Source organism: Streptococcus oralis subsp. dentisani, assembly GCF_003944205.1.
Taxonomy (GTDB): Bacteria; Bacillota; Bacilli; order Lactobacillales; family Streptococcaceae; genus Streptococcus; species Streptococcus oralis_BH.
On the sequence record NZ_RJPH01000003.1, the window covers coordinates 152586 to 175781 of the forward strand.

Annotated in this window: 23 protein-coding genes and 1 tRNA gene; 19 read left to right on the forward strand and 5 right to left on the reverse strand. The window is 42.2% G+C overall.

Features of this window, described 5'->3' with window-relative positions; all coding sequences use genetic code 11:
• Nucleotides 1-6 precede the first annotated feature (6 nt).
• Nucleotides 7-1263, forward strand: a complete 1257-nt coding sequence (locus D8805_RS03900) for a diaminopimelate decarboxylase (protein WP_125415510.1) — start codon at nucleotides 7-9, stop codon at nucleotides 1261-1263.
• A gap of 121 nt (nucleotides 1264-1384) precedes the next feature.
• A complete protein-coding gene (gene pflA / locus D8805_RS03905; RefSeq protein WP_001288281.1) occupies nucleotides 1385-2179 on the forward strand; it encodes a pyruvate formate-lyase-activating protein in 795 nt (264 codons plus the stop codon).
• A 73-nt stretch (nucleotides 2180-2252) separates the two neighbouring features.
• Here the strand turns inward: pflA and yidC are convergent, their stop codons facing one another.
• Nucleotides 2253-3173 (reverse strand): membrane protein insertase YidC, encoded by a 921-nt coding sequence (yidC, locus tag D8805_RS03910; RefSeq protein ID WP_125415554.1) that lies wholly within the window; start codon nucleotides 3171-3173, stop codon nucleotides 2253-2255.
• Nucleotides 3174-3250: 77 nt separating this feature from the next.
• Nucleotides 3251-3529 carry an acylphosphatase gene (locus D8805_RS03915; protein WP_001174610.1) on the reverse strand — a complete coding sequence of 93 codons (279 nt, stop codon included), beginning with the start codon at nucleotides 3527-3529 and terminating at the stop codon, nucleotides 3251-3253.
• Between the two features lie 33 nt (nucleotides 3530-3562).
• On the opposite strand from D8805_RS03915, the gene D8805_RS03920 reads away from it, so the two are divergent.
• The 11 genes from D8805_RS03920 to D8805_RS03970 all read left to right on the forward strand — a co-directional run bounded on the left by D8805_RS03920 (nucleotide 3563) and on the right by D8805_RS03970 (nucleotide 12352).
• Entirely contained in the window at nucleotides 3563-4303 is a 741-nt protein-coding gene (locus tag D8805_RS03920) for a TrmH family RNA methyltransferase (RefSeq protein WP_125415512.1), read from the forward strand.
• Nucleotides 4304-4358: 55 nt separating this feature from the next.
• The gene (locus tag D8805_RS03925; protein ID WP_125415514.1) at nucleotides 4359-5042 is read left to right on the forward strand and encodes a Bax inhibitor-1/YccA family protein; all 684 of its coding nucleotides are present in this window, start codon (nucleotides 4359-4361) and stop codon (nucleotides 5040-5042) included.
• 108 nt (nucleotides 5043-5150) lie between these two features.
• Nucleotides 5151-6143 (forward strand): aspartate--ammonia ligase, encoded by a 993-nt coding sequence (gene asnA / locus D8805_RS03930; RefSeq protein WP_000747987.1) that lies wholly within the window; start codon nucleotides 5151-5153, stop codon nucleotides 6141-6143.
• A gap of 64 nt (nucleotides 6144-6207) precedes the next feature.
• Nucleotides 6208-6747, forward strand: coding sequence for a 16S rRNA (guanine(966)-N(2))-methyltransferase RsmD (gene rsmD / locus D8805_RS03935; RefSeq protein WP_125415516.1), 540 nt, complete (start codon nucleotides 6208-6210; stop codon nucleotides 6745-6747).
• The gene (coaD, locus tag D8805_RS03940; protein ID WP_001280709.1) at nucleotides 6737-7225 is read left to right on the forward strand and encodes a pantetheine-phosphate adenylyltransferase; all 489 of its coding nucleotides are present in this window, start codon (nucleotides 6737-6739) and stop codon (nucleotides 7223-7225) included. Before rsmD ends, coaD begins: the two co-directional genes overlap by 11 nt.
• The gene (locus D8805_RS03945) at nucleotides 7209-8246 is read left to right on the forward strand and encodes a SepM family pheromone-processing serine protease (protein WP_000730769.1); all 1038 of its coding nucleotides are present in this window, start codon (nucleotides 7209-7211) and stop codon (nucleotides 8244-8246) included. Before coaD ends, D8805_RS03945 begins: the two co-directional genes overlap by 17 nt.
• Before the next feature lie 55 nt (nucleotides 8247-8301).
• The gene (locus tag D8805_RS03950) at nucleotides 8302-8532 is read left to right on the forward strand and encodes a DUF1146 family protein (protein WP_002892633.1); all 231 of its coding nucleotides are present in this window, start codon (nucleotides 8302-8304) and stop codon (nucleotides 8530-8532) included.
• Nucleotides 8533-8554: 22 nt separating this feature from the next.
• Nucleotides 8555-9838 (forward strand): UDP-N-acetylglucosamine 1-carboxyvinyltransferase, encoded by a 1284-nt coding sequence (murA, locus tag D8805_RS03955; RefSeq protein ID WP_125415518.1) that lies wholly within the window; start codon nucleotides 8555-8557, stop codon nucleotides 9836-9838.
• Nucleotides 9825-10019 carry a DNA-directed RNA polymerase subunit beta gene (locus tag D8805_RS03960; protein ID WP_000739701.1) on the forward strand — a complete coding sequence of 65 codons (195 nt, stop codon included), beginning with the start codon at nucleotides 9825-9827 and terminating at the stop codon, nucleotides 10017-10019. Before murA ends, D8805_RS03960 begins: the two co-directional genes overlap by 14 nt.
• Nucleotides 10020-10059: 40 nt before the next feature.
• Complete coding sequence (locus D8805_RS03965; protein WP_125415520.1) at nucleotides 10060-10884, forward strand: DNA/RNA non-specific endonuclease; 825 nt, start codon at nucleotides 10060-10062, stop codon at nucleotides 10882-10884.
• Between the two features lie 136 nt (nucleotides 10885-11020).
• Nucleotides 11021-12352, forward strand: coding sequence for a hemolysin family protein (locus D8805_RS03970; RefSeq protein ID WP_125415522.1), 1332 nt, complete (start codon nucleotides 11021-11023; stop codon nucleotides 12350-12352).
• Nucleotides 12353-12489: 137 nt separating this feature from the next.
• Here D8805_RS03970 and D8805_RS03975 read toward each other — a convergent pair.
• A tRNA-Cys gene (locus D8805_RS03975) sits at nucleotides 12490-12560 on the reverse strand.
• A gap of 304 nt (nucleotides 12561-12864) precedes the next feature.
• Here D8805_RS03975 and D8805_RS03980 point away from each other — a divergent pair.
• The 5 genes from D8805_RS03980 (at nucleotide 12865) to D8805_RS04000 (ending at nucleotide 19349) form a co-directional block, all read left to right on the forward strand.
• On the forward strand, nucleotides 12865-14844 hold the full coding sequence (locus tag D8805_RS03980; protein WP_000749717.1) for a peptide ABC transporter substrate-binding protein: 1980 nt from the start codon (nucleotides 12865-12867) through the stop codon (nucleotides 14842-14844).
• 66 nt (nucleotides 14845-14910) lie between these two features.
• Entirely contained in the window at nucleotides 14911-16407 is a 1497-nt protein-coding gene (locus D8805_RS03985; protein ID WP_000759921.1) for an ABC transporter permease, read from the forward strand.
• A complete protein-coding gene (oppC, locus tag D8805_RS03990; protein WP_000103934.1) occupies nucleotides 16407-17333 on the forward strand; it encodes an oligopeptide ABC transporter permease OppC in 927 nt (308 codons plus the stop codon). Before D8805_RS03985 ends, oppC begins: the two co-directional genes overlap by 1 nt.
• An 8-nt stretch (nucleotides 17334-17341) precedes the next feature.
• Nucleotides 17342-18409 carry an ABC transporter ATP-binding protein gene (locus D8805_RS03995; protein WP_000159698.1) on the forward strand — a complete coding sequence of 356 codons (1068 nt, stop codon included), beginning with the start codon at nucleotides 17342-17344 and terminating at the stop codon, nucleotides 18407-18409.
• 10 nt (nucleotides 18410-18419) lie between these two features.
• Nucleotides 18420-19349 carry an ATP-binding cassette domain-containing protein gene (locus tag D8805_RS04000; protein WP_001291316.1) on the forward strand — a complete coding sequence of 310 codons (930 nt, stop codon included), beginning with the start codon at nucleotides 18420-18422 and terminating at the stop codon, nucleotides 19347-19349.
• Between the two features lie 87 nt (nucleotides 19350-19436).
• Here the strand turns inward: D8805_RS04000 and D8805_RS04005 are convergent, their stop codons facing one another.
• The gene (locus D8805_RS04005; protein ID WP_125415524.1) at nucleotides 19437-20876 is read right to left on the reverse strand and encodes a TrkH family potassium uptake protein; all 1440 of its coding nucleotides are present in this window, start codon (nucleotides 20874-20876) and stop codon (nucleotides 19437-19439) included.
• A 3-nt stretch (nucleotides 20877-20879) separates the two neighbouring features.
• On the reverse strand, nucleotides 20880-22229 hold the full coding sequence (trkA, locus tag D8805_RS04010) for a Trk system potassium transporter TrkA (RefSeq protein ID WP_125415526.1): 1350 nt from the start codon (nucleotides 22227-22229) through the stop codon (nucleotides 20880-20882).
• Between the two features lie 399 nt (nucleotides 22230-22628).
• On the opposite strand from trkA, the gene D8805_RS04020 reads away from it, so the two are divergent.
• Nucleotides 22629-23132 carry a tRNA (cytidine(34)-2'-O)-methyltransferase gene (locus D8805_RS04020; RefSeq protein WP_038805802.1) on the forward strand — a complete coding sequence of 168 codons (504 nt, stop codon included), beginning with the start codon at nucleotides 22629-22631 and terminating at the stop codon, nucleotides 23130-23132.
• Nucleotides 23133-23196 lie beyond the last annotated feature (64 nt).

Sequence of the window (23196 nt, forward strand, 5' to 3'; positions counted from 1 at the left end):
AAGCTTATGAAAATACCATTTATCAGCCGAGAAGATTTGGAAACGATTGTTGCAGAGTTCCCGACTCCTTTTCACTTGTATGATGAGAAGGGAATTCGCGAGAAAGCAAGAGCGGTCAACCAAGCTTTTTCCTGGAACGAGGGCTTTAAGGAATATTTTGCAGTTAAGGCCACCCCAACACCAGCCATCTTGAAAATCCTCAAAGAGGAAGGCTGTGGTGTGGACTGTTCTAGTTATGTAGAGCTCCTGATGAGCCACAAACTGGATTTCCCCGGTTCTGAGATTATGTTCTCTTCTAACAATACCCCAGACCAAGACTACGCTTATGCCCATGAATTAGGTGCAACTATTAACTTGGATGCCTTTGAAGACATTGCGCATCTGGAGCGAGCTGTAGGCATTCCAGAAATCATCTCTTGTCGTTACAATCCAGGTGGAGTGTTTGAGCTAGGAACAGATATCATGGACAATCCTGGGGAGGCCAAGTTTGGCATGACCAAGGATCAACTCTTTGAAGCCTTTGCTGTTTTGAAGGAAAAAGGAGCCAAGATCTTTGGGATTCACTCCTTCCTAGCATCCAATACCGTGACCCATCTCTACTATCCAGAGTTGGCCCGTCAGCTCTTTGAATTAGCTGTGGAAATCAAGGAAAAGTTGGGCATTTCGCTGGACTTTATCAATCTTTCTGGCGGAATCGGTGTCAACTATCGTCCAGACCAGAAGCCAAATGATATTGCTGTGATTGGTGAGGGTGTGCGTAAGGTTTATGAAGAAGTCCTTACGCCAGCAGGTCTTGGTCAGGTCAAGATTTTCACTGAATTGGGCCGCTTTATGCTGGCACCTCACGGAGTTCTGGTCACAAGAGTCACTCATAAGAAAAAAACTTACCGTACCTATCTGGGTGTGGATGCCTCAGCTGTCAATCTCATGCGCCCAGCCATGTACGGCGCCTATCATCATATCAGCAATCTGACGAAACCAGACGGACCAGTGGAGGTCGTAGATGTGGTTGGTTCACTCTGTGAAAACAATGATAAATTTGCTGTTAATCGCGAACTGCCTCATACAGAAATAGGTGATTTGCTGGTGATTCATGATACAGGTGCCCATGGATTCTCCATGGGTTACCAGTACAATGCCAAACTGCGTTCTGCAGAAATCCTCTATACCGAAGAAGGCAAAGCTCGCCAAATCCGCCGTGCAGAGCGTCCTGAGGACTATTTCGCAACCTTGTATGGTTTTGATTTTGAATCGGATCATTAAAAGAAATTGAAAATGAAAGTGAAAAACAGATTGCTTTCTAAAAAATAGACAAAAAAACCTTGTTTTTCATCTTACTCGTGATATAATAAAACTATAAAACGGTTTCAAGGAAGGTGACGGTATGTCTGAAGAAACAATTGACTATGGACAAGTGACAGGAATGGTGCATTCGACAGAGAGTTTTGGGGCGGTAGATGGCCCTGGGATTCGTTTCATTGTCTTTTTGCAGGGTTGTCACATGCGTTGCCAGTACTGTCATAACCCTGATACATGGGCTATGGAGACCAATAAATCACGCGAACGGACAGTAGACGATGTCTTGACAGAAGCCCTTCGCTACCGTGGTTTCTGGGGAGACAAGGGAGGAATCACTGTCAGTGGAGGAGAAGCCCTCTTACAGATCGATTTCCTAATTGCACTCTTTACCAAGGCCAAGGAAAAAGGAATCCACTGTACCTTGGATACCTGTGCCCTTCCGTTCCGTAACAAACCACGTTATCTCGAAAAGTTTAATAAACTCATGGCGGTGACAGACTTGGTTCTTCTGGATATCAAGGAAATCAATGAAGAACAGCACAAGATCGTTACTAGCCAAACCAATAAAAATATCTTGGCCTGTGCCCAGTATCTATCAGATATTGGAAAACCTGTTTGGATTCGCCACGTGCTGGTTCCAGGTTTGACGGACAGAGATGAGGACTTGATCGAACTCGGTAAGTTTGTCAAGACCCTCAAAAATGTTGATAAGTTTGAAATTCTTCCTTATCACACTATGGGTGAGTTCAAATGGCGTGAACTTGGTATTCCCTATTCGCTCGAAGGGGTAAAACCTCCAACAGCAGACCGTGTTAAGAATGCCAAGGAACTCATGGATACAGAAAGTTACCAAGACTATATGAAACGTGTACATGGATAAAAAGAAGCCTGATGGAAACATCGGGCTTTTGTGATGCAAAAAGACTTAGCCTTTCAGCTAAGCCTTTTGAGTCTTATCTAGATCGTTGTTTGCCAGAGTTGCGGTTTTTCTTTTTCTTATTGGTCGTGATCGCTTGAGTCTGCTTAGGAGTCACATCTTTTCTTGCACCTGCAGAAGGGCTGACTTTCGGAGGGTTCTTTTCGTATTCTTCACGTACTTTTTGACGAAGTTTTGGACGAACGACATAGTTGACGATAAACTGTTGAAGAATCATCATAAAACCACCGACAACCCAGTATAGCGTTACACTGGCTGGTGAGAAAAGTGAGAAGATCACAATCATGAGTGGGCTCATGTAGATCATTTTCTTAAGCTGTTCTCTTTGCATCTCGTCTTCTACGCCATGAAGCGAGAGGATTGATTGGAGGTAGTAAAGAATACCTGCAAAGGCTACGAGGAGCATGCTTGGTGATCCTAGTTCAATACCGAGGAAGCTAGATCCTGCGACCCCGTCAGTATGTTGGGCAGCAAAGTAGATAGCAGAGAAGAAAGGCATTTGGAGCAAGATAGGGAAACATCCGACGCCTCCTAGCATGCTGATACCGTGTTCTTTCTGAGCAGCAAAGAGAGCTTGTTGAGCCTCAAGTTTTTCTTCCTGAGTTGTTGCTTCTTTGAGACGGGTTTGATGTGGTTCAAGCACGTGTTTGAGGGCGTTCATCTTTTCAGAGTGAAGCGTCGCCTTCCAGGATTGGTAGATACCGAGTGGCAAGATAATCAAACGAACGATAATGGTTACGATGATAATCCCCATCCCAAAACCAAGTCCCATATCATTGGCAAAATATTTGATGGCCTCTGCCATAGGCGCTCCGATGGTGTTCCAGATAAATCCAGTCGGTTGTCCTGTTGCTTTGTCTACTTGGACACAGCCTGTCAAGACGAGTAGCATAGTCACTCCCATAGCAGAGAGGGCAAAACGTTTAATAGATTTCAATGTTTTCATTCCTTCTTTAAAAATTATACCTTTCTATTCTACTGTTTTTTTTTCAAATATACAATAGTTCTGGAGACCTAATTTGCGACTTTGAAGTCTGAATAGGATGAAAAGTTGCTCATTTGCACATCTAGATAGGTAACTTTTGAAAAAGGCGTTGGTCCTTTACGGATTTCTTGGATAAATTTTGCCATAGTGGCGGAGGACTCTGCCTGAGCGAGAATTTCTACTGTACCATCGTCGTTATTCCAGACACGACCAGTGATGCCACCGATTTCAAGCGCTAGAGTAACAACACCCCAACGGAAACCAACACCCTGCACCCTGCCTTGGGCAATCATTCTAACCTTTTGCATACTAAACCCCTTTGATTGTGTTATAATGTTTCTATGACTATTATAACCTCAAAAGCCAATTCAGTGGTAAAAAATGCCAAGAAATTGCATCAAAAAAAATATCGAAAGTCTGCCTATTTGATTGAAGGTTGGCACTTATTCGAAGAAGCTGTTCAAGCTGGAGTGACGATTGAGAAGATTTTTGCTCTAGAAAGTTACCGAGATCAGCTAGCTGCTTTCCCTCAAACTATCTGGGTTTCAGAGGAGATTTTGCTAGATTTGGCAGATACGCAAACTCCTCAAGGGATTGTTGCAGTGATTCAAAAAGAAGAAGAGGGGCTGCCTGATTTTCGTCAGGGCAAGTATCTATTTTTAGAAGATGTCCAAGATCCAGGTAATGTGGGCACCATGATTCGGACTGCGGATGCGGCAGGTTTTACAGGAGTCATTGTTTCAGACAAGTCAGCGGATATCTACAGTCTTAAGACCCTACGTTCCATGCAAGGAAGTCATTTTCATTTGCCTATTTATAGGATGTCTGTTTCTACCTTTGTAGAAGAGGCAAAAAAGAGCAACTTGCTCATTCTGGCAACGACCTTATCAAGAGATTCCGAGGATTATCGTGACCTTTCTCCCTTAGAAGACTTTGTTTTAGTTATGGGAAATGAAGGACAGGGGATTAGTTCTGTCATGGCTGAGAGTGCTGATCAGCTGGTTCATATAGGCATGAAAGGTCGGGCAGAGAGTCTCAACGTGGCAGTTGCCGCAGGCATTTTGATGTTTTATTTTAGCTAAATTTTAAAAACTTTGTTATAATCAAAGTATACTTTTAGAGAAAAGGAGAAAGATTATGAATCAAACGATTATTCAAGAACGTTCAGGTCTTAATCAATTTTATGCTAAGGTTTACGCCTTTGTGGGACTTGGGATTGGTCTGTCAGCTCTCGTGTCAGCTTTGATGTTGACAGTCTTTCAGTCCCAATTGGTCTACTTTTTAATGCATGGTCGTCTCTGGTTGATGATTGCAACTTTTGCAGAACTTGGTCTGGTCTTTGTTGCAAGTAGTATGGCTGCAAAAAATAGTCCAGCGGCTCTCCCAGTATTTTTAATTTATTCTGTTTTAAATGGCTTCACACTTAGTTTTGTCGTAGCCTTCTATACACCGGGAACCGTATTATCAGCCTTTGTATCCAGCGCCCTTCTCTTCTTTGTCATGGCGGCAATCGGGATTTTCACCAAGAAGGATTTGAGTGGAATGGGACGAGCTTTGATGGCGGCGCTTGTTGGTCTCATCATTGCCATGATTGTGAATATTTTCTTAGCTAGTGGTTTCTTTGACTACATGATTAGTATTGCCATGGTCTTGGTCTTCTCAGGTTTGATTGCTTGGGACAACCAAAAGATTCGCTATGTTTATGAGCAGTCACGAGGGCAAGTAGCGACAGGTTGGGTCATTTCAATGGCGCTCAGCATCTACCTAGACTTTATCAACCTCTTCCTTAGCATCTTACGAATCTTTGGTCGAAACGATTAATGAATGACAGAGTCAGTGTTCTAAAGAGCGCTGACTTTTTCTTATTTACTCTTTCCTTTTCTTGAAAATAGGTGTATAATGCTTTTAATTAATTTTTTAGGAGTAGTTATGAAGAAAAGCTTTATTCATCAGCAAGAAGAAATTTCTTTTGTTAAAAACACCTTTACCCAGTATTTGAAAGATAAACTAGAAGTCGTGGAAGTTCAGGGACCTATCTTGAGCAAGGTCGGCGATGGTATGCAGGACAACCTGTCCGGTGTCGAACATCCAGTATCTGTCAAGGTTTTGCAGATTCCAGATGAAACCTATGAAGTCGTTCACTCACTTGCCAAATGGAAACGCCACACCTTGGCTCGTTTTGGTTTCGGTGAAGGTGAGGGTCTGTTTGTTCACATGAAGGCTCTTCGTCCAGACGAAGATTCGCTGGATGCAACCCACTCTGTTTATGTAGACCAGTGGGACTGGGAAAAAGTGATTCCAAATGGACAACGTAATATCGCCTATCTCAAAGAAACCGTTGAAAAGATTTATAAGGCTATTCGTCTGACAGAGCTGGCAGTAGAAGCACGCTATGATATTGAATCTATCTTGCCAAAACAGATTACCTTTATCCATACGGAAGAGTTGGTGGAACGCTATCCAGATCTAACACCGAAAGAGCGTGAAAACGCAATCTGTAAAGAGTTTGGTGCAGTCTTCTTGATTGGTATTGGTGGCGAGTTGCCTGACGGGAAACCTCATGACGGCCGCGCACCTGACTACGATGACTGGACAACAGAGTCTGAGAATGGCTACAAGGGACTGAATGGGGATATTCTGGTTTGGAATGAATCTCTTGGATGTGCCTTTGAACTTTCCTCAATGGGGATTCGGGTAGATGAAGACACGCTTCGTCGCCAAGTTGCCCTTACAGGAGACGAAGATCGTCTTGAGTTGGAATGGCATAAGGCTCTGCTTAACGGCCTTTTCCCATTGACAATCGGTGGGGGTATCGGACAGTCTCGGATGGCCATGTTCCTTCTTCGTAAGAAACACATCGGAGAGGTTCAGACCAGTGTCTGGCCTCAAGAAGTCCGCGACACTTATGAAAATATCTTGTAGGGAATCGAACCGTAAGGTTCGGTTTTCTTTCTCTTTTTGCCTATAATTTGGTATAATAAACGGTATGAAAATCGTATCAGGAATCTACGGAGGGCGTCCCCTCAAGACGCTAGAAGGCAAGACGACGAGGCCGACATCAGATAAGGTGCGTGGAGCTATCTTTAACATGATAGGCCCCTATTTTGAGGGTGGTCGTGTCTTGGATCTTTATGCTGGCAGTGGCGGTCTGTCTATTGAAGCTGTGTCAAGAGGGATGTCCCATGCTGTCTTAGTGGAACGGGATCGAAAGGCACAAGCTATCATCGCTGAAAATATCCAAATGACCAAAGAAGTTTCTAAATTTCAGCTCTTAAAGATGGAAGCTGAGCGTGCTTTGGAGCAAGTTACAGGTCCCTTTGACATGGTCTTTTTAGATCCTCCCTATGCCAAGGAACAAATCGTTGCAGATATCGAAAAAATGGCGGAAAGAAATCTCTTCTCTGAAGAAGTCATGGTCGTCTGCGAAACCGATAAGTCTGTAGAACTTCCAGAAGAAATCGCCTGCTTAGGCATCTGGAAGGAAAAAATATATGGGATTAGTAAGGTGACAGTCTATGTCAGATAAAATTGGATTATTTACAGGATCATTTGATCCGATGACAAATGGACATCTGGATATCATTGAACGCGCCAGCAAACTCTTTGATAAGCTCTATGTCGGGGTGTTCTACAATCCCCACAAACAAGGTTTTCTCCCTGTTGAAAATCGCAAACGGGCAGTCGAAAAAGCTGTGGCGCATTTAGATAATGTAGAGGTAATAGCTTCTCACGACCAATTAGTTGTTGATGTTGCAAGAAGATTGGGAGCTAAAACTCTTGTCCGTGGTTTGCGGAATGCTACAGACTTGCAATATGAGGCTAGTTTTGACTACTACAATTATCAACTGGCTCCAGAAATCGGGACTGTCTACCTACATAGTCGCCCAGAGCATCTCTATATTAGCTCGTCAGCCGTGAGAGAGCTCCTGAAGTTTTGTCAGGAGATTCAGCAATATGTCCCAAACAGTGTTGTGGAGGAATTAGAACATGAAGAAAAAAACTAGATGGCCCTTATATGTCATCCTAGCACTAGTATTGACTTTTTTAGCCTTTGTAGTACCTTTACCATACTACATAGAAGTTCCAGGTGGAGCGGAAGATATTCGTCAAGTTTTAAAAGTCAATGAAACAGAAGACACAGAAGCAGGAGCTTACCAGTTTGTGACAGTTGGGATTCGACATGCAACCCTGTCGCATCTTGTCTATGCTTGGTTAACACCTTTCACGGATATTAGAAGCGCTCAGGAGACTACGGGTGGCTCTACTGATGCAGAGTTTATGCGGATCAATCAGTTCTACATGCAAACTTCTCAAAACATGGCCAAGTATCAAGGCTTGAAGACGGCTGGCAAGGATATAGAACTCAAGTACCTGGGAGTCTATGTCTTGACCGTGACAGAAAATTCAACTTTTAAGGGCATTCTGAACATAGCAGACACCGTGACGGCTGTTAATGACAAAACATTTGACAGTTCAAAAGACCTGATTGATTATGTCAACTCTCAAAAACTAGGGGATCCAGTCAAGGTAACCTACGAAGAAGACGGAAGAGTCAAGACTGCTGAAGGTAAAATTATCACTCTTGAAAACGGGAAAAACGGGATTGGGATTGGTTTAATTGACCGTACGGAAGTGACCAGTGATGTTCCAATTCGCTTTTCAACAGCTGGTATCGGGGGTCCAAGTGCAGGTCTCATGTTTAGCCTCGCTATTTACACCCAGATAGCAGATCCAGGACTTCGTAATGGCCGCATCGTTGCGGGAACGGGAACTATTGATCGCGATGGAAATGTTGGCGATATTGGTGGAATTGACAAAAAAGTAGTTGCAGCCTCTCGTCAGGGAGCCAACATCTTTTTTGCTCCTGACAATCCAGTCACCGAGGAAGCGAAAAAAGCAGATCCCAATGCGAAAAGCAACTATGAAACAGCCTTAGAAGCTGCTAAAACCATCAAGACAGAGATGAAAATCGTTCCCGTAAAAACCTTACAAGATGCGATTGATTACCTCAAAAAGAATCCCTAATTCGTAGAAAAATCGAAAACTAGCGCGCAAGCAGAGAAGATGGTATAATAGTCAAATGGTTCAATTATTATTCACTCTAAGTAGTCATATACTCTTTATTTATTTGAGTTTTTACCTTTTGAAGGACCTTGTGAGATGGGAAAAGGTTTTAAAAGTGACCGCTACTAACACAAAAAAAGTTCGTTTGTTGGTAGGCTTCTTTAGTATTGTAATGGGCTACATCTTGAGTTCATTCTTTATCAGTTTGTACCAACTGTGGCAAGAAGCACTTAGAGGACTGTTATAAAATCAAAAGTAAAGGAAAAACTATGGAAAAAATTGTGGTTCAAGGCGGAGATAATCGTCTGGTCGGGAGTGTGACGATCGAGGGAGCAAAGAATGCAGTCTTGCCCTTGTTGGCAGCGACTATTCTAGCAAGCAAGGGGAAGACAGTCTTGCAGAATGTCCCAATCTTGTCAGATGTTTTCACCATGAATCAAGTGGTTCGAGGTCTGAATGCCAAGGTGGACTTTGATGAGGAAGTTCATGTTGTCGAGGTCGATGCGACTGGTGATATCACGGAGGAAGCTCCATACAAGTATGTCAGCAAGATGCGGGCATCGATCGTTGTCTTAGGACCAATCCTTGCTCGCGTAGGCCACGCCAAGGTATCCATGCCAGGTGGTTGCACTATTGGGAGTCGTCCGATCGACCTCCACCTCAAAGGTTTGGAAGCTATGGGGGCAAAGATTAGCCAGACAGCTGGTTACATCGAAGCCAAGGCAGAACGCCTGCATGGAGCTCATATCTACATGGACTTTCCTAGTGTTGGCGCAACACAAAACCTCATGATGGCAGCGACTCTAGCTGATGGTGTGACGGTCATTGAAAATGCTGCGCGTGAGCCAGAAATTGTTGACCTCGCTATTCTCCTTAATGAAATGGGAGCCAAGGTCAAGGGAGCCGGTACAGAAACAATCACAGTGACTGGTGTTGAGGAACTCCATGGAACAACTCATAATGTGGTACAAGATCGTATCGAAGCTGGAACCTTTATGGTGGCTGCAGCTATGACTGGCGGAGATGTCCTCGTTCGTGATGCAGTCTGGGAACATAATCGCCCCTTAATCTCAAAACTACTTGAAATGGGTGTTGAAGTGACAGAGGAATCAGAAGGCATCCGTGTTCGTTCTCAACTTGAAAACCTCAAGGCTGTTCATGTAAAAACTTTACCACATCCAGGCTTCCCAACAGATATGCAGGCGCAATTTACAGCTCTGATGACAGTCGCAAAAGGGGAATCCACCATGGTGGAAACGGTGTTTGAGAATCGCTTCCAACACTTAGAGGAAATGCGCCGTATGGGCCTGCATTCGGAGATTATCCGTGATACAGCTCGTATTGTCGGAGGACAGGCTTTACAGGGGGCTGAAGTTCTATCAACGGATCTTCGCGCTAGTGCTGCTTTGATTTTGACAGGTCTGGTGGCGCAGGGAGAAACAGTTGTCGGTAAGTTAGTCCACCTTGATAGAGGTTACTACCGTTTTCATGAGAAATTGGCTCAGCTAGGAGCGAAGATTCAGCGAATCGAGGCAAATGATGAAGAAGAATAAAAACTTACGCTATGTACTCCGTCGTTTACTGTTGATTTTTATCGTACTATTGCTAGGCTTTTTGGCTTTAGGAATCGGCTTGATGGTTGGTTATGGTATCCTAGGAAAGGGACAGGATCCATGGGCAATCTTGTCTCCGGCAAAGTGGCAGGAATTGATTAGCAAATTTACAGGAAATTAGACTGGGAGACCAGTCTTTTTCTAAAGAAATAAGGAGAAAAATGGACAAAAAAACAAGACAGACTTTGATAGGGTTACTTCTATTCTTACTCTTGGCTGCTGGAAGCTATTATATCAAGCAGATGCAGTCGGCATCAAATAGCCCTCGAACTAAGGTTAGTCAGAAAAAACAAGCTTCAGAAGCTCCCAGTCAGGAGCTGGCTGAAAGTGTCTTAACTGAGTCGATAAAGAACCAAATCAAGGGGGATCTCGAGTGGAATGGAGCAGGGGCTTTTGTTGTCAATGGCAATAAAACCAATCTAGATGCCAAGGTTTCAAGCAAACCCTATGCGGATAATAAAACAAAGACAGTTGGAAAAGAAACAGTCCCAACTGTTGCCAATGCCATCTTATCCAAAGCGACTCGGCAGTATAAGAATCGTGAAGAAACAGGAAATGGATCCACCTCTTGGACGCCACCAGGATGGCATCAGGTTAAGAATCTAAAGGGAGCCTACACACATGCAGTCGATAGAGGACACCTGCTGGGCTATGCCTTGATAGGTGGTTTGGATGGTTTTGATGCCTCTACCAGCAATCCTAAGAATATTGCAGTCCAGACAGCTTGGGCTAACCAAGCGCAGGCTGAAGATTCGACAGGTCAGAACTACTATGAGAGTTTGGTCAGAAAAGCCTTGGACCAAAATAAGAGGGTCCGTTATCGGGTGACGCTCCACTATGCGACAAATGAGGACCTAGTTCCATCCGCTTCACAAATCGAAGCCAAGTCTTCAGATGGCGAATTGGAATTCAATGTCCTAATCCCCAATGTTCAAAAGGGAATCCAGCTTGATTACCGAACAGGGCAAGTAACAGTGACAGATTAGAAACAATAGATACAATAAAAATAGCTCCTTTGTCTTCTAGAGACGGGGGGAGCTGTTGTTTAAATGAAAAATAATGTGAATCCTGATGGATTTTATGATATAATGGGACACAAGATACTATTTTAGGAGAAGGACTATGGAAGACCCGAGCAGTCAGAATTTGTTGCTACAGTTTGTATTATTATTTATCTTGACCTTGTTAAATGCTTTTTTCTCAGCCACTGAGATGGCAATGGTGTCACTAAACCGTTCCCGAGTAGAACAAAAGGCAGAAGAGGGAGACAAACGTTACATTCGTTTGTTAAAGGTACTTGAAAATCCTAACCACTTTTTATCAACAATTCAAGTCGGTATCACCTTGATCACGATCTTGTCAGGGGCAAAATTGGCAGATACACTTGGACAAGTAATTGCCTCTTGGATGGGGAACGGAGAAACAGCTTATGCCATTGCAAGTTTCCTCTCTTTGGCATTCTTGACCTACATCTCTATTGTTTTTGGTGAACTATATCCCAAGAGAATCGCTCTAAATCTGAAAGATACCTTGGCTATCCGAACCGCACCAGTCATTATTGGCTTGGGGAAAATTGTCAGTCCCTTTGTCTGGTTGTTATCTGCTTCAACCAATCTCTTGAGTCGTTTAACGCCAATGACCTTTGATGATGCGGATGAAAAAATGACTCGAGATGAAATTGAGTACATGCTCACCAATAGTGAAGAAACACTGGATGCAGATGAGATTGAAATGCTACAGGGGATCTTTTCTCTAGATGAACTAATGGCTCGTGAGCTAATGGTGCCTCGTACAGACGCCTTTATGGTAGATATTCAGGATGACAGTAAGGCGATTATCGAAAGTATTTTGAAGCAAAATTTCTCACGTATTCCTGTTTATGATGGGGATAAGGACAATGTCATCGGTTTGATTCATACCAAGCGCTTGCTAAACGCTGCCTATGCGGATGGTTTTGAAAATATTGTCTGGAAACGAATCCTCCAAACGCCACTATTTGTGCCTGAAACTATCTTTGTGGATGATCTCCTTAAAGAGCTTCGAAATACCCAAAATCAAATGGCTATCTTACTAGACGAATACGGTGGTATGGCTGGTTTGGTAACTCTGGAAGACCTCCTGGAGGAAATCGTCGGCGAAATTGATGACGAAACGGACAGAGCAGAAATCGAAGTCCATCAAATCGGTGAGGATACCTATATTGCACAAGGAACCATGAATCTTAATGACTTCAACGACTATTTTGGCGTTGAACTAGAAAGCGACGATGTGGATACTATCGCCGGTTATTATTTGACGGGTGTTGGTACGATCCCAACAACTGAAAAAATCAGTTATGAACTGGTCAGTCAAAACAAGCAGGTTATCTTGACCAATGATAAGGTGAAAAATGGACGTGTTACCAAGGTAAAAGTTCAAATCACCGAAATAGAACCCGAAGAAGAAACCGAGTAAAACAGTGATTTTCGTCACTGTTTTTTATTCGTCCCAAAAGATTTTCAAAGTTGTCCTTATTTGTCCGAAGAAAAAAACAAAAAAGCCCGATTTACGGGCTTTTCATTCGGTTAATTCCTGTTATTTCAGGTATTGAAAGGCGGTAGACGGATTTGAACCGACGATCAAGCTTTTGCAGAGCCGTGCCTTACCACTTGGCTATACCGCCTCAACGTTTAATATTATACCTTGAAAATGATTCTACGTCAATAGTTTCTTAATCGAAAATCCAATTTAGAAGATTGCCCTTTCTGATTGGATGGAAAAATGGGGAGAGAAAATCTGAAAATCAGGCTTTATAGAGCCTTAACTTCCCTTTTGATTCTATAGATAGCAAACAAAGAATAGAAAAATTTGATAAATGAAAGTTTTTTGTGGTTACACGCCTAAATATTCTGAAAATTCGTTTACTTTTTGAGAAATCTATGGTATAATTGGCAATAAGCCTAAATTTTTTAAGAGGAGTTACATACATGAAAAAAAGTAGAGTATTTGTTACAGCAGGGATTGCTTTGCTGGCAACTGGCGTTCTCGCTGCTTGTGGTTCTTCAAAATCATCTGATTCAACAGCTCCAAAATCCTATGGTTATGTTTATTCAGCTGACCCAGAAACATTGGATTACCTCATTTCAGGGAAACAAAGTACCAAAATTGCCACTTCAAATGGTATCGATGGTCTCTTTACAAATGATAAATATGGGAATTTGACTCCTGCAGTTGCAGAAGACTGGTCAGTCTCAAAAGATGGGTTGACTTATACCTACAAGATTCGTAAAGGTGTCAAATGGATGACATCAGATGGCGAAGAGTATGCTGAAGTGACAGCGAAAGACTTCGTAAATGGCTTGAAACACGCAGCTGATAACAAGTCTGAAGCACTTTATCTAGCAGAAGATTCAGTTAAAGGTCTAGCTGACTATAAAGCTGGAAACAATAAAGACTTTTCTTCAGTAGGTGTAAAGGCAGTTGATGATTATACTCTTGAGTATACTTTGAACAAACCTGAACCATACTGGAACTCTAAGATGGCTTATTCAATCTTCTGGCCATTGAACGAAGAATTTGAAAAATCAAAAGGATCTGACTTTGCTAAAGCGACTGACCCTACATCATTGCTTTACAATGGACCATTCTTGCTGAAAGGTTTGACTGCTAAGTCTTCTATCGAGTTCGCTAAAAATGAACAATACTGGGATAAAGACAATGTTCATCTTGATAAAGTAACACTTGCTTACTATGATGGTTCAGACCAAGAGTCTATTGAACGTAACTTTACAAGTGGAGCTTATAGCTATGCCCGTCTTTACCCAACAAGTTCAAACTACTCTAAAGTAGAAGAAACCTACAAGGAAAATATCTTCTACACCCCATCAGGACCTGGTATTGGTGGTTTGGGTGTGAATATTGACCGTCAAGGTTACAAATACACTTCTAAGACAACTGATGAAGAGAAGACTTCTACTAAGAAGGCCCTTCTTAACAAAGACTTCCGTCAGGCCTTGAACTTTGCCTTTGACCGTACTTCTTACTCAGCACAAATCAATGGTAAAGAAGGTGCTCCTCGTGCCGTTCGTAACCTCTTTGTAAAACCTGACTTCGTCTCTGCTGGTGAAAAAACTTTCGGTGACTTGGTAACTGAAAAGATGGCTGCTTACGGTGATGAGTGGAAGAATGTAAACTTTGCAGATGGTCAAGATGGACTTTTCAACGCCGATAAAGCCAAAGCCGAATTTGCCAAAGCCAAAACAGCATTGGAAGCAGAAGGTGTGAAATTCCCTATCCACTTGGATATCCCAGTAGACCAAACTGCTAAAAACTATATCGCACGTATCCAATCCTTCAAACAATCCGTTGAAACAGTGCTTGGTGAAGGCAATGTAGTCATCGATATCCAACAAGTTTCTAAAGATGAGTTTACTAATATTACCTACTATGCGGCGAATGCAGCAGCAGAAGACTGGGATCTCTCAGGTGGCGTTGGATGGAACCCAGACTATGAAGATCCATCAACTTACCTTGATATCTTGAAAACAACGAATGCTGAACAAACAAAAACATACATGGGTTACGAAGGTGCAGATAATGCTGCAGCAGCTCAAGTTGGTTTGAAAGAATACGATAAGCTAGTTGATGAAGCTGCTAAAGAAACAAGCGACTTGAATGTTCGTTATGAAAAATACGCGGCTGCTCAAGCTTGGTTGACAGATAGCTCACTCATCTTGCCAGCTATGTCATCAACTGGTGCTGCACCATTCATTTCTCGTGTTGTGCCATTCACAGCATCATACAGTCAATCTGGAGATAAGGGCTCAGACGTATACTTCAAGTATATTCAGTTACAAGATAAGGTTGTAACAAAAGCTGACTATGAACAAGCTCGTGAAAAATGGCTCAAAGAGAAAAAAGAATCAAACGAAAAAGTTCAAAAAGAATTGGCTAATCACGTTAAATAAATAACTCTCAAGAGAACTTTCTCTCCATGAGGAGAAGGTTCTTTTGGGATTTTAAAAGGAAACGATATGAAGAAATATATTTTTATGCGTGTATTGCGTTCATTGGTGTCTATCTTCTTGGTGACAACCTTGACCTACACGATTATCTATACGATGGTTCCTCGAAAACTGATTTTCAAGCAGGATACCAACTATAACAAGATTGCAACGACGCCAGATAAACGGGATAACTATGAAAATACCGTTTATGAGCGGATGGGCTATATCGAGTACTACGATACCAAGGAGTTGCAAGAAAAAGCGAGCACAATGGACTCATCTGTAACAGTAGATGCCAATGATACAAATAAGGCAATCTACGAAAAATACATCAACCAACTAGGTAATGGTTGGACACTCGGTGTATTCTCAGAAAGTGGTCAATTCTATGCCACGCGTGAAATTCCAATTTTTGAACGTGTTTTCAAATTCTACTCGAACTTGCTCGACATTGATCATACAAACAAGATTCAAGACCCTGAAAATCCAAACTTGGAACGTTATCTTCGTTTTGAAAATGACCCTGCTATCGGTTGGTCATTGGTTGGTTCAGGTACAAAACATAAATATCTTTTGTATTTCAACAATCAATTTCCATTTGTACACCAAAACTTTGTGAACATTAACTTGGGAGACTCTTACCCAACTTATGCAAACACACCAGTGCTTCAAGTTATCACGCAGGGGCAAGGACAAACCAAGACATCAGAAGTTCAATTCCCTACGGGTAAAAAGACTTCCTCTGTAGATATTTACTCTCGTACCTACAAGTCACCAAGTCAAGCAGATGCGCGTGAGGTAGCTAACTATGGTAAAGACGATCCATATACAGCTACAGAAAGCAATTATCAATATCCATCAATGATTGCAAGCTCGGCTGTTGCTGGTTTGATCGGTTTGGTTATTTCTTATGCGATTGCCATTCCTCTTGGATCTGCTATGGCTCGCCACAAGAATACTTGGATTGATAGCTTCTCGACAGGTGCTCTAACCTTCTTGCTTGCCCTTCCAACGATCGCTTTGGTTTACATCGTGCGCTTGATTGGATCATCTATTGGTCTGCCTGACTCATTTCCTATCTTGGGGGCTGGAGATTGGCGTTCCTACGTCTTGCCAGCAGTCATTCTAGGTCTATTGGGTGCGCCAAGTACAGCTATCTGGATCCGTCGTTACATGATCGACTTGCAATCTCAGGACTTCGTACGTTTTGCTCGTGCCAAAGGTTTGTCTGAAAAAGAAATTTCAAATAAACACATCTTTAAAAATGCCATGGTTCCTTTGGTTTCAGGTATTCCTGGTGCCGTAATCGGAGTTATTGGTGGTGCAACATTGACAGAAACGGTCTTCGCCTTCCCAGGTATGGGTAAAATGTTGATTGACTCTGTTAAGGCATCAAACAACTCAATGGTAGTTGGTCTCGTCTTCATCTTCACATGTATTTCTATCTTCTCACTCTTTGTAGGAGATATCTGGATGACCATGCTTGACCCACGTATTAAATTGACAGAGAAAGGAGGCAAATAATGTCAACAATCGGAAAAGAAAAATTTCAGTTCGTAAAACGTGACGATTTTGCCTCTGAAACAATTGATGCTCCTGCCTATTCATACTGGGGTTCTGTATTTAGACAGTTTCTAAAGAAAAAATCAACAGTCTTTATGCTAGGAATTTTGGTTGCCATTATCTTGATGAGCTTTATTTACCCAATGTTCTCAGATTTTGACTTCAACGATGTAAGTAAGGTCAATGACTTCTCTGCTCGTTTTATCAAGCCCAATGCTGAGCATTGGTTTGGTACAGATAGCAATGGTAAATCCTTGTTTGACGGGGTTTGGTTTGGGGCGCGTAACTCTATCCTCATCTCTGTCATTGCCACTTTTATCAACCTTGTGATTGGGGTTATTGTTGGTGGAATTTGGGGAATTTCAAAATCCGTTGACCGCGTCATGATGGAAGTTTATAACATTATTTCAAACATTCCATCTCTCTTGATTGTCATTGTCTTGACTTACTCAATTGGTGCTGGTTTCTGGAATTTGATTTTTGCCATGAGTGTGACAACTTGGATTGGGATTGCTTATATGATTCGTATCCAAATCATGCGTTACCGTGACTTGGAATACAACCTTGCTTCTCAAACACTTGGAACACCAACCTTTAAAATCATCGTTAAAAACATCATGCCACAATTGGTATCCGTTATTGTTTCTACGATGACCTTGATGTTGCCAAGCTTCATCTCTTATGAAGCCTTCCTTTCCTTCTTTGGATTGGGATTACCTGTAACAGTGCCAAGTTTGGGACGTTTGATCTCAGATTACTCACAAAACGTTACGACCAACGCTTACTTGTTCTGGATTCCGTTGACAACCTTGATCTTGGTATCCCTATCTCTTTTCGTTGTTGGTCAAAACCTAGCGGACGCTAGTGATCCACGTACACATAGATAGGAGTAGACATGACAAAAGAAAATAATGTAATTTTGACTGCTCGTGATATTGTCGTGGAATTTGACGTTCGTGACAAAGTTCTGACGGCTATCCGAGGAGTTTCTCTGGACCTGATTGAGGGAGAAGTTCTTGCATTGGTAGGTGAGTCTGGTTCTGGTAAATCTGTTTTAACAAAAACCTTTACAGGGATGTTAGAAGACAATGGACGTATTGCCCAAGGAAGTATCGACTATCGTGGACAAGACTTGACTGCTCTTACTTCTAACAAGGAATGGGAGAAGATTCGTGGTGCTAAAATTGCGACCATCTTCCAAGACCCTATGACAAGTTTGGACCCAATCAATACAATCGGTAGCCAAATCACTGAAGTTATTGTTAAACATCAAGGGAAAACAGCTAAGGAAGCCAAAGAGATGGCAATCGACTATATGAACAAGGTCGGAATTCCAGACGCTGAAAAACGTTTTGACGAGTATCCTTTCCAATATTCTGGAGGGATGCGCCAACGTATCGTTATTGCAATTGCCCTTGCCTGTCGTCCAGATATCTTGATCTGTGACGAGCCAACAACGGCCCTTGACGTTACCATTCAAGCGCAAATCATTGATTTGCTTAAAACCTTGCAAAATGAGTACCACTTTACCATTATCTTTATCACCCATGACCTTGGTGTGGTAGCAAGTATTGCCGATAAGGTAGCGGTTATGTATGCTGGTGAAATTGTAGAATACGGTACTGTTGAGGAAGTCTTCTACGATCCACGTCATCCATATACTTGGAGTCTCTTGTCTAGCTTGCCTCAGCTTGCTGATGATAAAGGAGAATTGTACTCTATCCCGGGAACACCACCGTCTCTTTATACTGAGTTGAAAGGTGATGCTTTTGCCCTTCGTTCAGATTATGCGATGCAAATTGATTTTGAAGAGAAGGCACCTAAGTTTTCAGTCACTGATACCCACTGGGCTAAGACTTGGTTGCTTCATGAGAATGCTCCTAAAGTTGAAAAACCTGGAGTCATTGCAGATTTGCATGACAAGATTCGTGATAAAATGGGCTTTGCTCATCTAGAAGACTAGGAGGAAGGAAATGTCTGAAAAATTAGTAGAAATTAAAGATTTAGAAATTTCCTTCGGTGAAGGAAGTAAGAAGTTTGTCGCGGTTAAAAACGCCAACTTCTTTATCAACAAGGGAGAAACTTTCTCTCTTGTAGGTGAGTCTGGTAGTGGGAAAACAACCATTGGTCGTGCCATTATTGGTTTAAATAATACCAGTAAAGGAGAGATTATCTTTGATGGCCAGAAAATTAATGGCAAAAAATCTCACAAGGAATCCTCAGACTTGATTCGTCGTATCCAGATGATTTTTCAGGACCCTGCAGCAAGCTTGAATGAGCGTGCGACGGTTGACTATATCATCTCTGAAGGTCTTTACAACTACCACTTGTTTAAAGACGAAGAAGATCGAAAAGAAAAAGTTCAAAAGATGATCCATGAAGTTGGACTTTTGAAAGAACACTTGACCCGTTATCCACACGAGTTTTCTGGTGGTCAACGTCAGCGTATCGGGATTGCCCGTGCCCTTGTGATGGAACCTGATTTTGTCATTGCAGATGAGCCAATTTCAGCCTTGGACGTATCAGTGCGTGCGCAAGTTTTGAACTTGCTCAAGAAGTTCCAAAAAGAGTTGGGCTTGACTTATCTCTTTATCGCGCATGACTTGTCAGTTGTTCGCTTTATCTCGGACCGTATCGCAGTTATTTATAAGGGAGTTATCGTCGAAGTGGCGGAGACAGAGGAGTTGTTTAACAATCCTGTCCACCCCTACACTCAAGCGCTTCTATCTGCTGTACCGATTCCAGATCCAATCTTGGAACGCAAGAAGGTCTTGAAAGTTTACGATCCTGACCAACATGACTATGAGACAGACAAGCCATCTATGGTAGAAATTCGTCCAGGTCACTATGTTTGGGCTAACCAAGCGGAAGTTGCTCGATACAAAGAAGCTCTTAAAAAATAAACCGATTAGGAGAGGACCGAAAGGTCTTCTCGTTTTTAATAGAAAAATCCCCTTCTACTAGCTTGTAAAAGGGGATTTGTATTATAATTAGCGTTTAGACCAAGTGCGTTTCATAAAGAGTAGTAAAATTGGGTAAATCTCTAAGCGGCCTGCAATCATTGCAAAGGAGAGCAGGATTTTAGAGATGGGACTAAAGATGGCAAAACTAGAGGTTGTACCTAGAATAGGTCCGATATTGTTAAAACAGCTGAAGACAGCACTGGTCACGACTAGAAAATCATTGCTATCAAGACTGACGATAAAGATGAGAGAGAGTATAATCATCACGTAGATGGCAAAATATTTAAGAATCTTGTGCTGGGTATCCTTGTCAATCACAGTTTTGTTGACATGTAGAGTCAAGACACGGTGAGGGGATAAGATGGACAAAATCTGATTTTTAGCAATTTTTGAGAGGATTAGTCCTCTGATCACTTTGAGACCACCTGCAGTTGAGCCAGCCGATCCACCGATTCCCATGAGGAAGAGGAGGATAAATTGGGAGAAGAGGGGCCAGTTGGTAATATTTCCGTAACCAAAACCTGTTGTCGTGATGATATTGGAAACCTGGAAGAAGGCCATTTCAACACTTTTAGAGACACCTTGATAGAGGTGGAGCGTATTAAGCGTAATCAAGCCGGTAGAAACTAGGACAATGATTATATATGCTCGTAGTTCTTCATCTCCAAAGAAAGCCTTAACCCGACGGAGCATGAGGTAGTAGTAGAGATTGAAGTTAACCCCAAAAACCAACACTCCGATACTAACTAGATAGGTGATGAGTGAGCTACCGTAGTGGGCAATTCCGTCGTTATAGACGGTAAAGCCCCCAGTTCCTGCTGTTCCCATAGCGATGACAAAACTATCATAGAGAGGCATGCCTGCTAGGTAGTAGATAACCACAAAAAGGGAGAAGAGAGCCAGATAAAGCAGATAGAGGATCTGGGCAGTGTTTTTTAGCTTGGATACGACCTTGCCAAAGACGGGGCCAGGGACCTCAGCCTTCATCACCTCCAAGTGACTATTTTTGGCATTGTCCATAATAGCAAGTGCGAAAACAAGCACCCCCATCCCTCCAATCAAGTGGGTGAAACTTCTCCAGAAGAGGAGGGAACGAGTGAGAACGGAAACATCTGTTAGGATAGTAGCACCAGTCGTTGTAAATCCAGAACTGATTTCAAAGAAGGCATCGATGACGCTTGGGATTTGTCCTGAAAAGACAAAAGGGAGGCTACCAAAGAAAGACCATAGAATCCAACAGAGGGCAACAATTAAGACCCCTTCCTTGGCATAAATCCGTTGATTTTTCGGTTTCCGTAAAACGCCTAGACCACCGAGAAGGACTAAAATTCCAACCGTAGAAAAGAGAGCGATAAATACTTGACTGGATTCTTGGTAATAGGTTGCTACACCAACAGGTACTAGAAGGAGAACAGCCTCAATCAAGAGAAGTTTTGAGAGGAGGTAACGAATCATACTTTTATTCATTTTTTACCTCTCAATCAAATCATAAATCTTGGTGATGTTTGGCAATAAGGTCGTCACGAGTAACTTGTCTCCCACCTCAAGCATATCCTCTCCAGTAGGGAAGATTGTTTTTCCTTTTCGGATAATGGCTGCGATGAGAACACCTTTTTTTAATTTTAGATGCGAAAGTGGCTTGGCAGTCATTTTATTAGCTTCCTTGATATGGAATTGCAGGGTTTCAATTTGACCGTTTGCTAGATGGTGCATGGCTTGAAGGTCTGAATACTGAGCGTTTACTCGACCACGGATAAAGTGCATAATGGTATCCACTGCGATGCTTTTTGGTGTGATAATACTTGAAAAATCAGGCGCGTGGATAATCTCTAGAAGGCTTGTTCGGTTGACCTTGGTGATATTTTTATGGACGCCAACACGGTCAAGAAACATAGAGGTGATGATATTTTCCTCATCAACCCCAGTCAAGGTTGCGACTGCATCATAGTGGGGAGCACTTTCTTCAAGCAGAATATCTTTTGCAGTTCCATCTCCTTGGACAATATAGAGATTGGGGAACTTTTCGCTGAAGAAACGAGCTCTTTCAGGATTGATCTCGATGACCTTGGTATCAATGCGACTGTCTTTTAAAATGCCGAGTAGATAATAAGCAATCTTTCCAGCTCCAACGATAAGCAAGCTTTTCACTGCACGCGATTTGAAATAGTTGTGGAAAAGCATCATATCCACACGATTCCCCGTAACAAAAATCCGATCCTTGTCCTGGATAGTAACATCACCACTTGGAATCATGAGTTGATGGTCTCTTTCCATAGCACAGACAATGATGTTGCCAAATTTTTTACGGAAGTCTGAGATTGGCATTTGACAGAGCCCGCTAGAATCTTTGATAACAAACTCCATCAGGCTGACCCGACCTCCAGCAAAACGCTCAACTGAGAGGGCATTAGGAAAATCGATGATATTTGAGATGGCACGGGCTGCTAGGAGTTCTGGATTAACGATAAGTGAAAATCCAAGAATATTTTTCTCCTTAAAATAGGCATTAGAGTATTCAGGATTTCGCACTCGAACGATGGTTTCTTTAGCGCCCATTTTTTTAGCAAGTACCGCTGAAATCATATTCACTTCATCGTATTCAGTTAGAGCGATAAAGATATCGCACTCTTGAACGCCAGCTTGCTCCAAGATGGCAAAGTCAGCACCATTTCCAAGGAGGCCCATGATATCAAAGCGACTGACAATATGGTTAAGTACAGCTTCATTTTGCTCGATGAGGACAACGTCATGGTTTTCCGCTACTAGTGAACGACAGAGGGCGAAACCAACTTTCCCTCCACCAACAAGGACAATTTTCATATAAAAAACCTACTTTTTCATGATGTAACTATCATACCCTTTTTTAGCAAAAAATGCACTTGCCAAGCCGATTTTTAAAGGAAGAAAGGGCTTTTTCAAGTTTTTGAAGATAAATATGCTTATCCTCTATAAAATGTCTCTGATTTGAAGTGATTTTACTCTCTTGCTAAGGCTATTTTGAAAGTGAATGTCTCAGTATGAAAATATAATAAAAAAAGTAAAAAAATCAAGTCGTTTCTATTGACATTGATTCTGAAAGTGTTATACTAAGGAAGTAGTTTCGCTGATTTACTTCAAACCTGTTGTGAGGTAAGTTAACGATGCCTTAACCACGCTGTTTGCTGAGCTTGACTCCGGGCAGTGTGGCTATTTTTTTGCAATGATAAAAGGAAACCCGTAATGACAAATCACATTGTATTATTTGAACCCCAGATTCCACAAAATACAGGCAACATTGCGCGTACTTGCGCTGCCACCAATTCTCCCCTTCACATCATTAAACCGATGGGTTTTCCCATTGATGATCGCAAGATGAAGCGAGCAGGTTTGGATTATTGGGACAAGTTAGAGATTCATTTTTATGATAACTTGGCAGACTTTATGTCTCAGATGAAAGGGCAACTTTACTTGATTTCCAAATTTGCAGAAAAGGTCTATTCTGAAGCAGATTTGTCAAGTAGTGGGGATCATTATTTTCTCTTTGGGCGTGAAGATAAGGGCTTGCCAGAGGATTTTATGCGAGAACATCCTGAGAAAGCTCTCCGTATTCCTATGAATGATGAGCATGTTCGCAGTCTCAATGTTTCGAATACGGTCTGCATGATTGTATATGAGGCTCTTCGTCAGCAGAACTTTGCAGGTCTTGAGCTCGTTCACACCTATGAAGTGGATAAATTGAAATAAACAAAATGCTTGCACTTGCAAGCGTTTTTTGCTATGATTAAAGGGTCTTCAGGGCTGGGTGAGA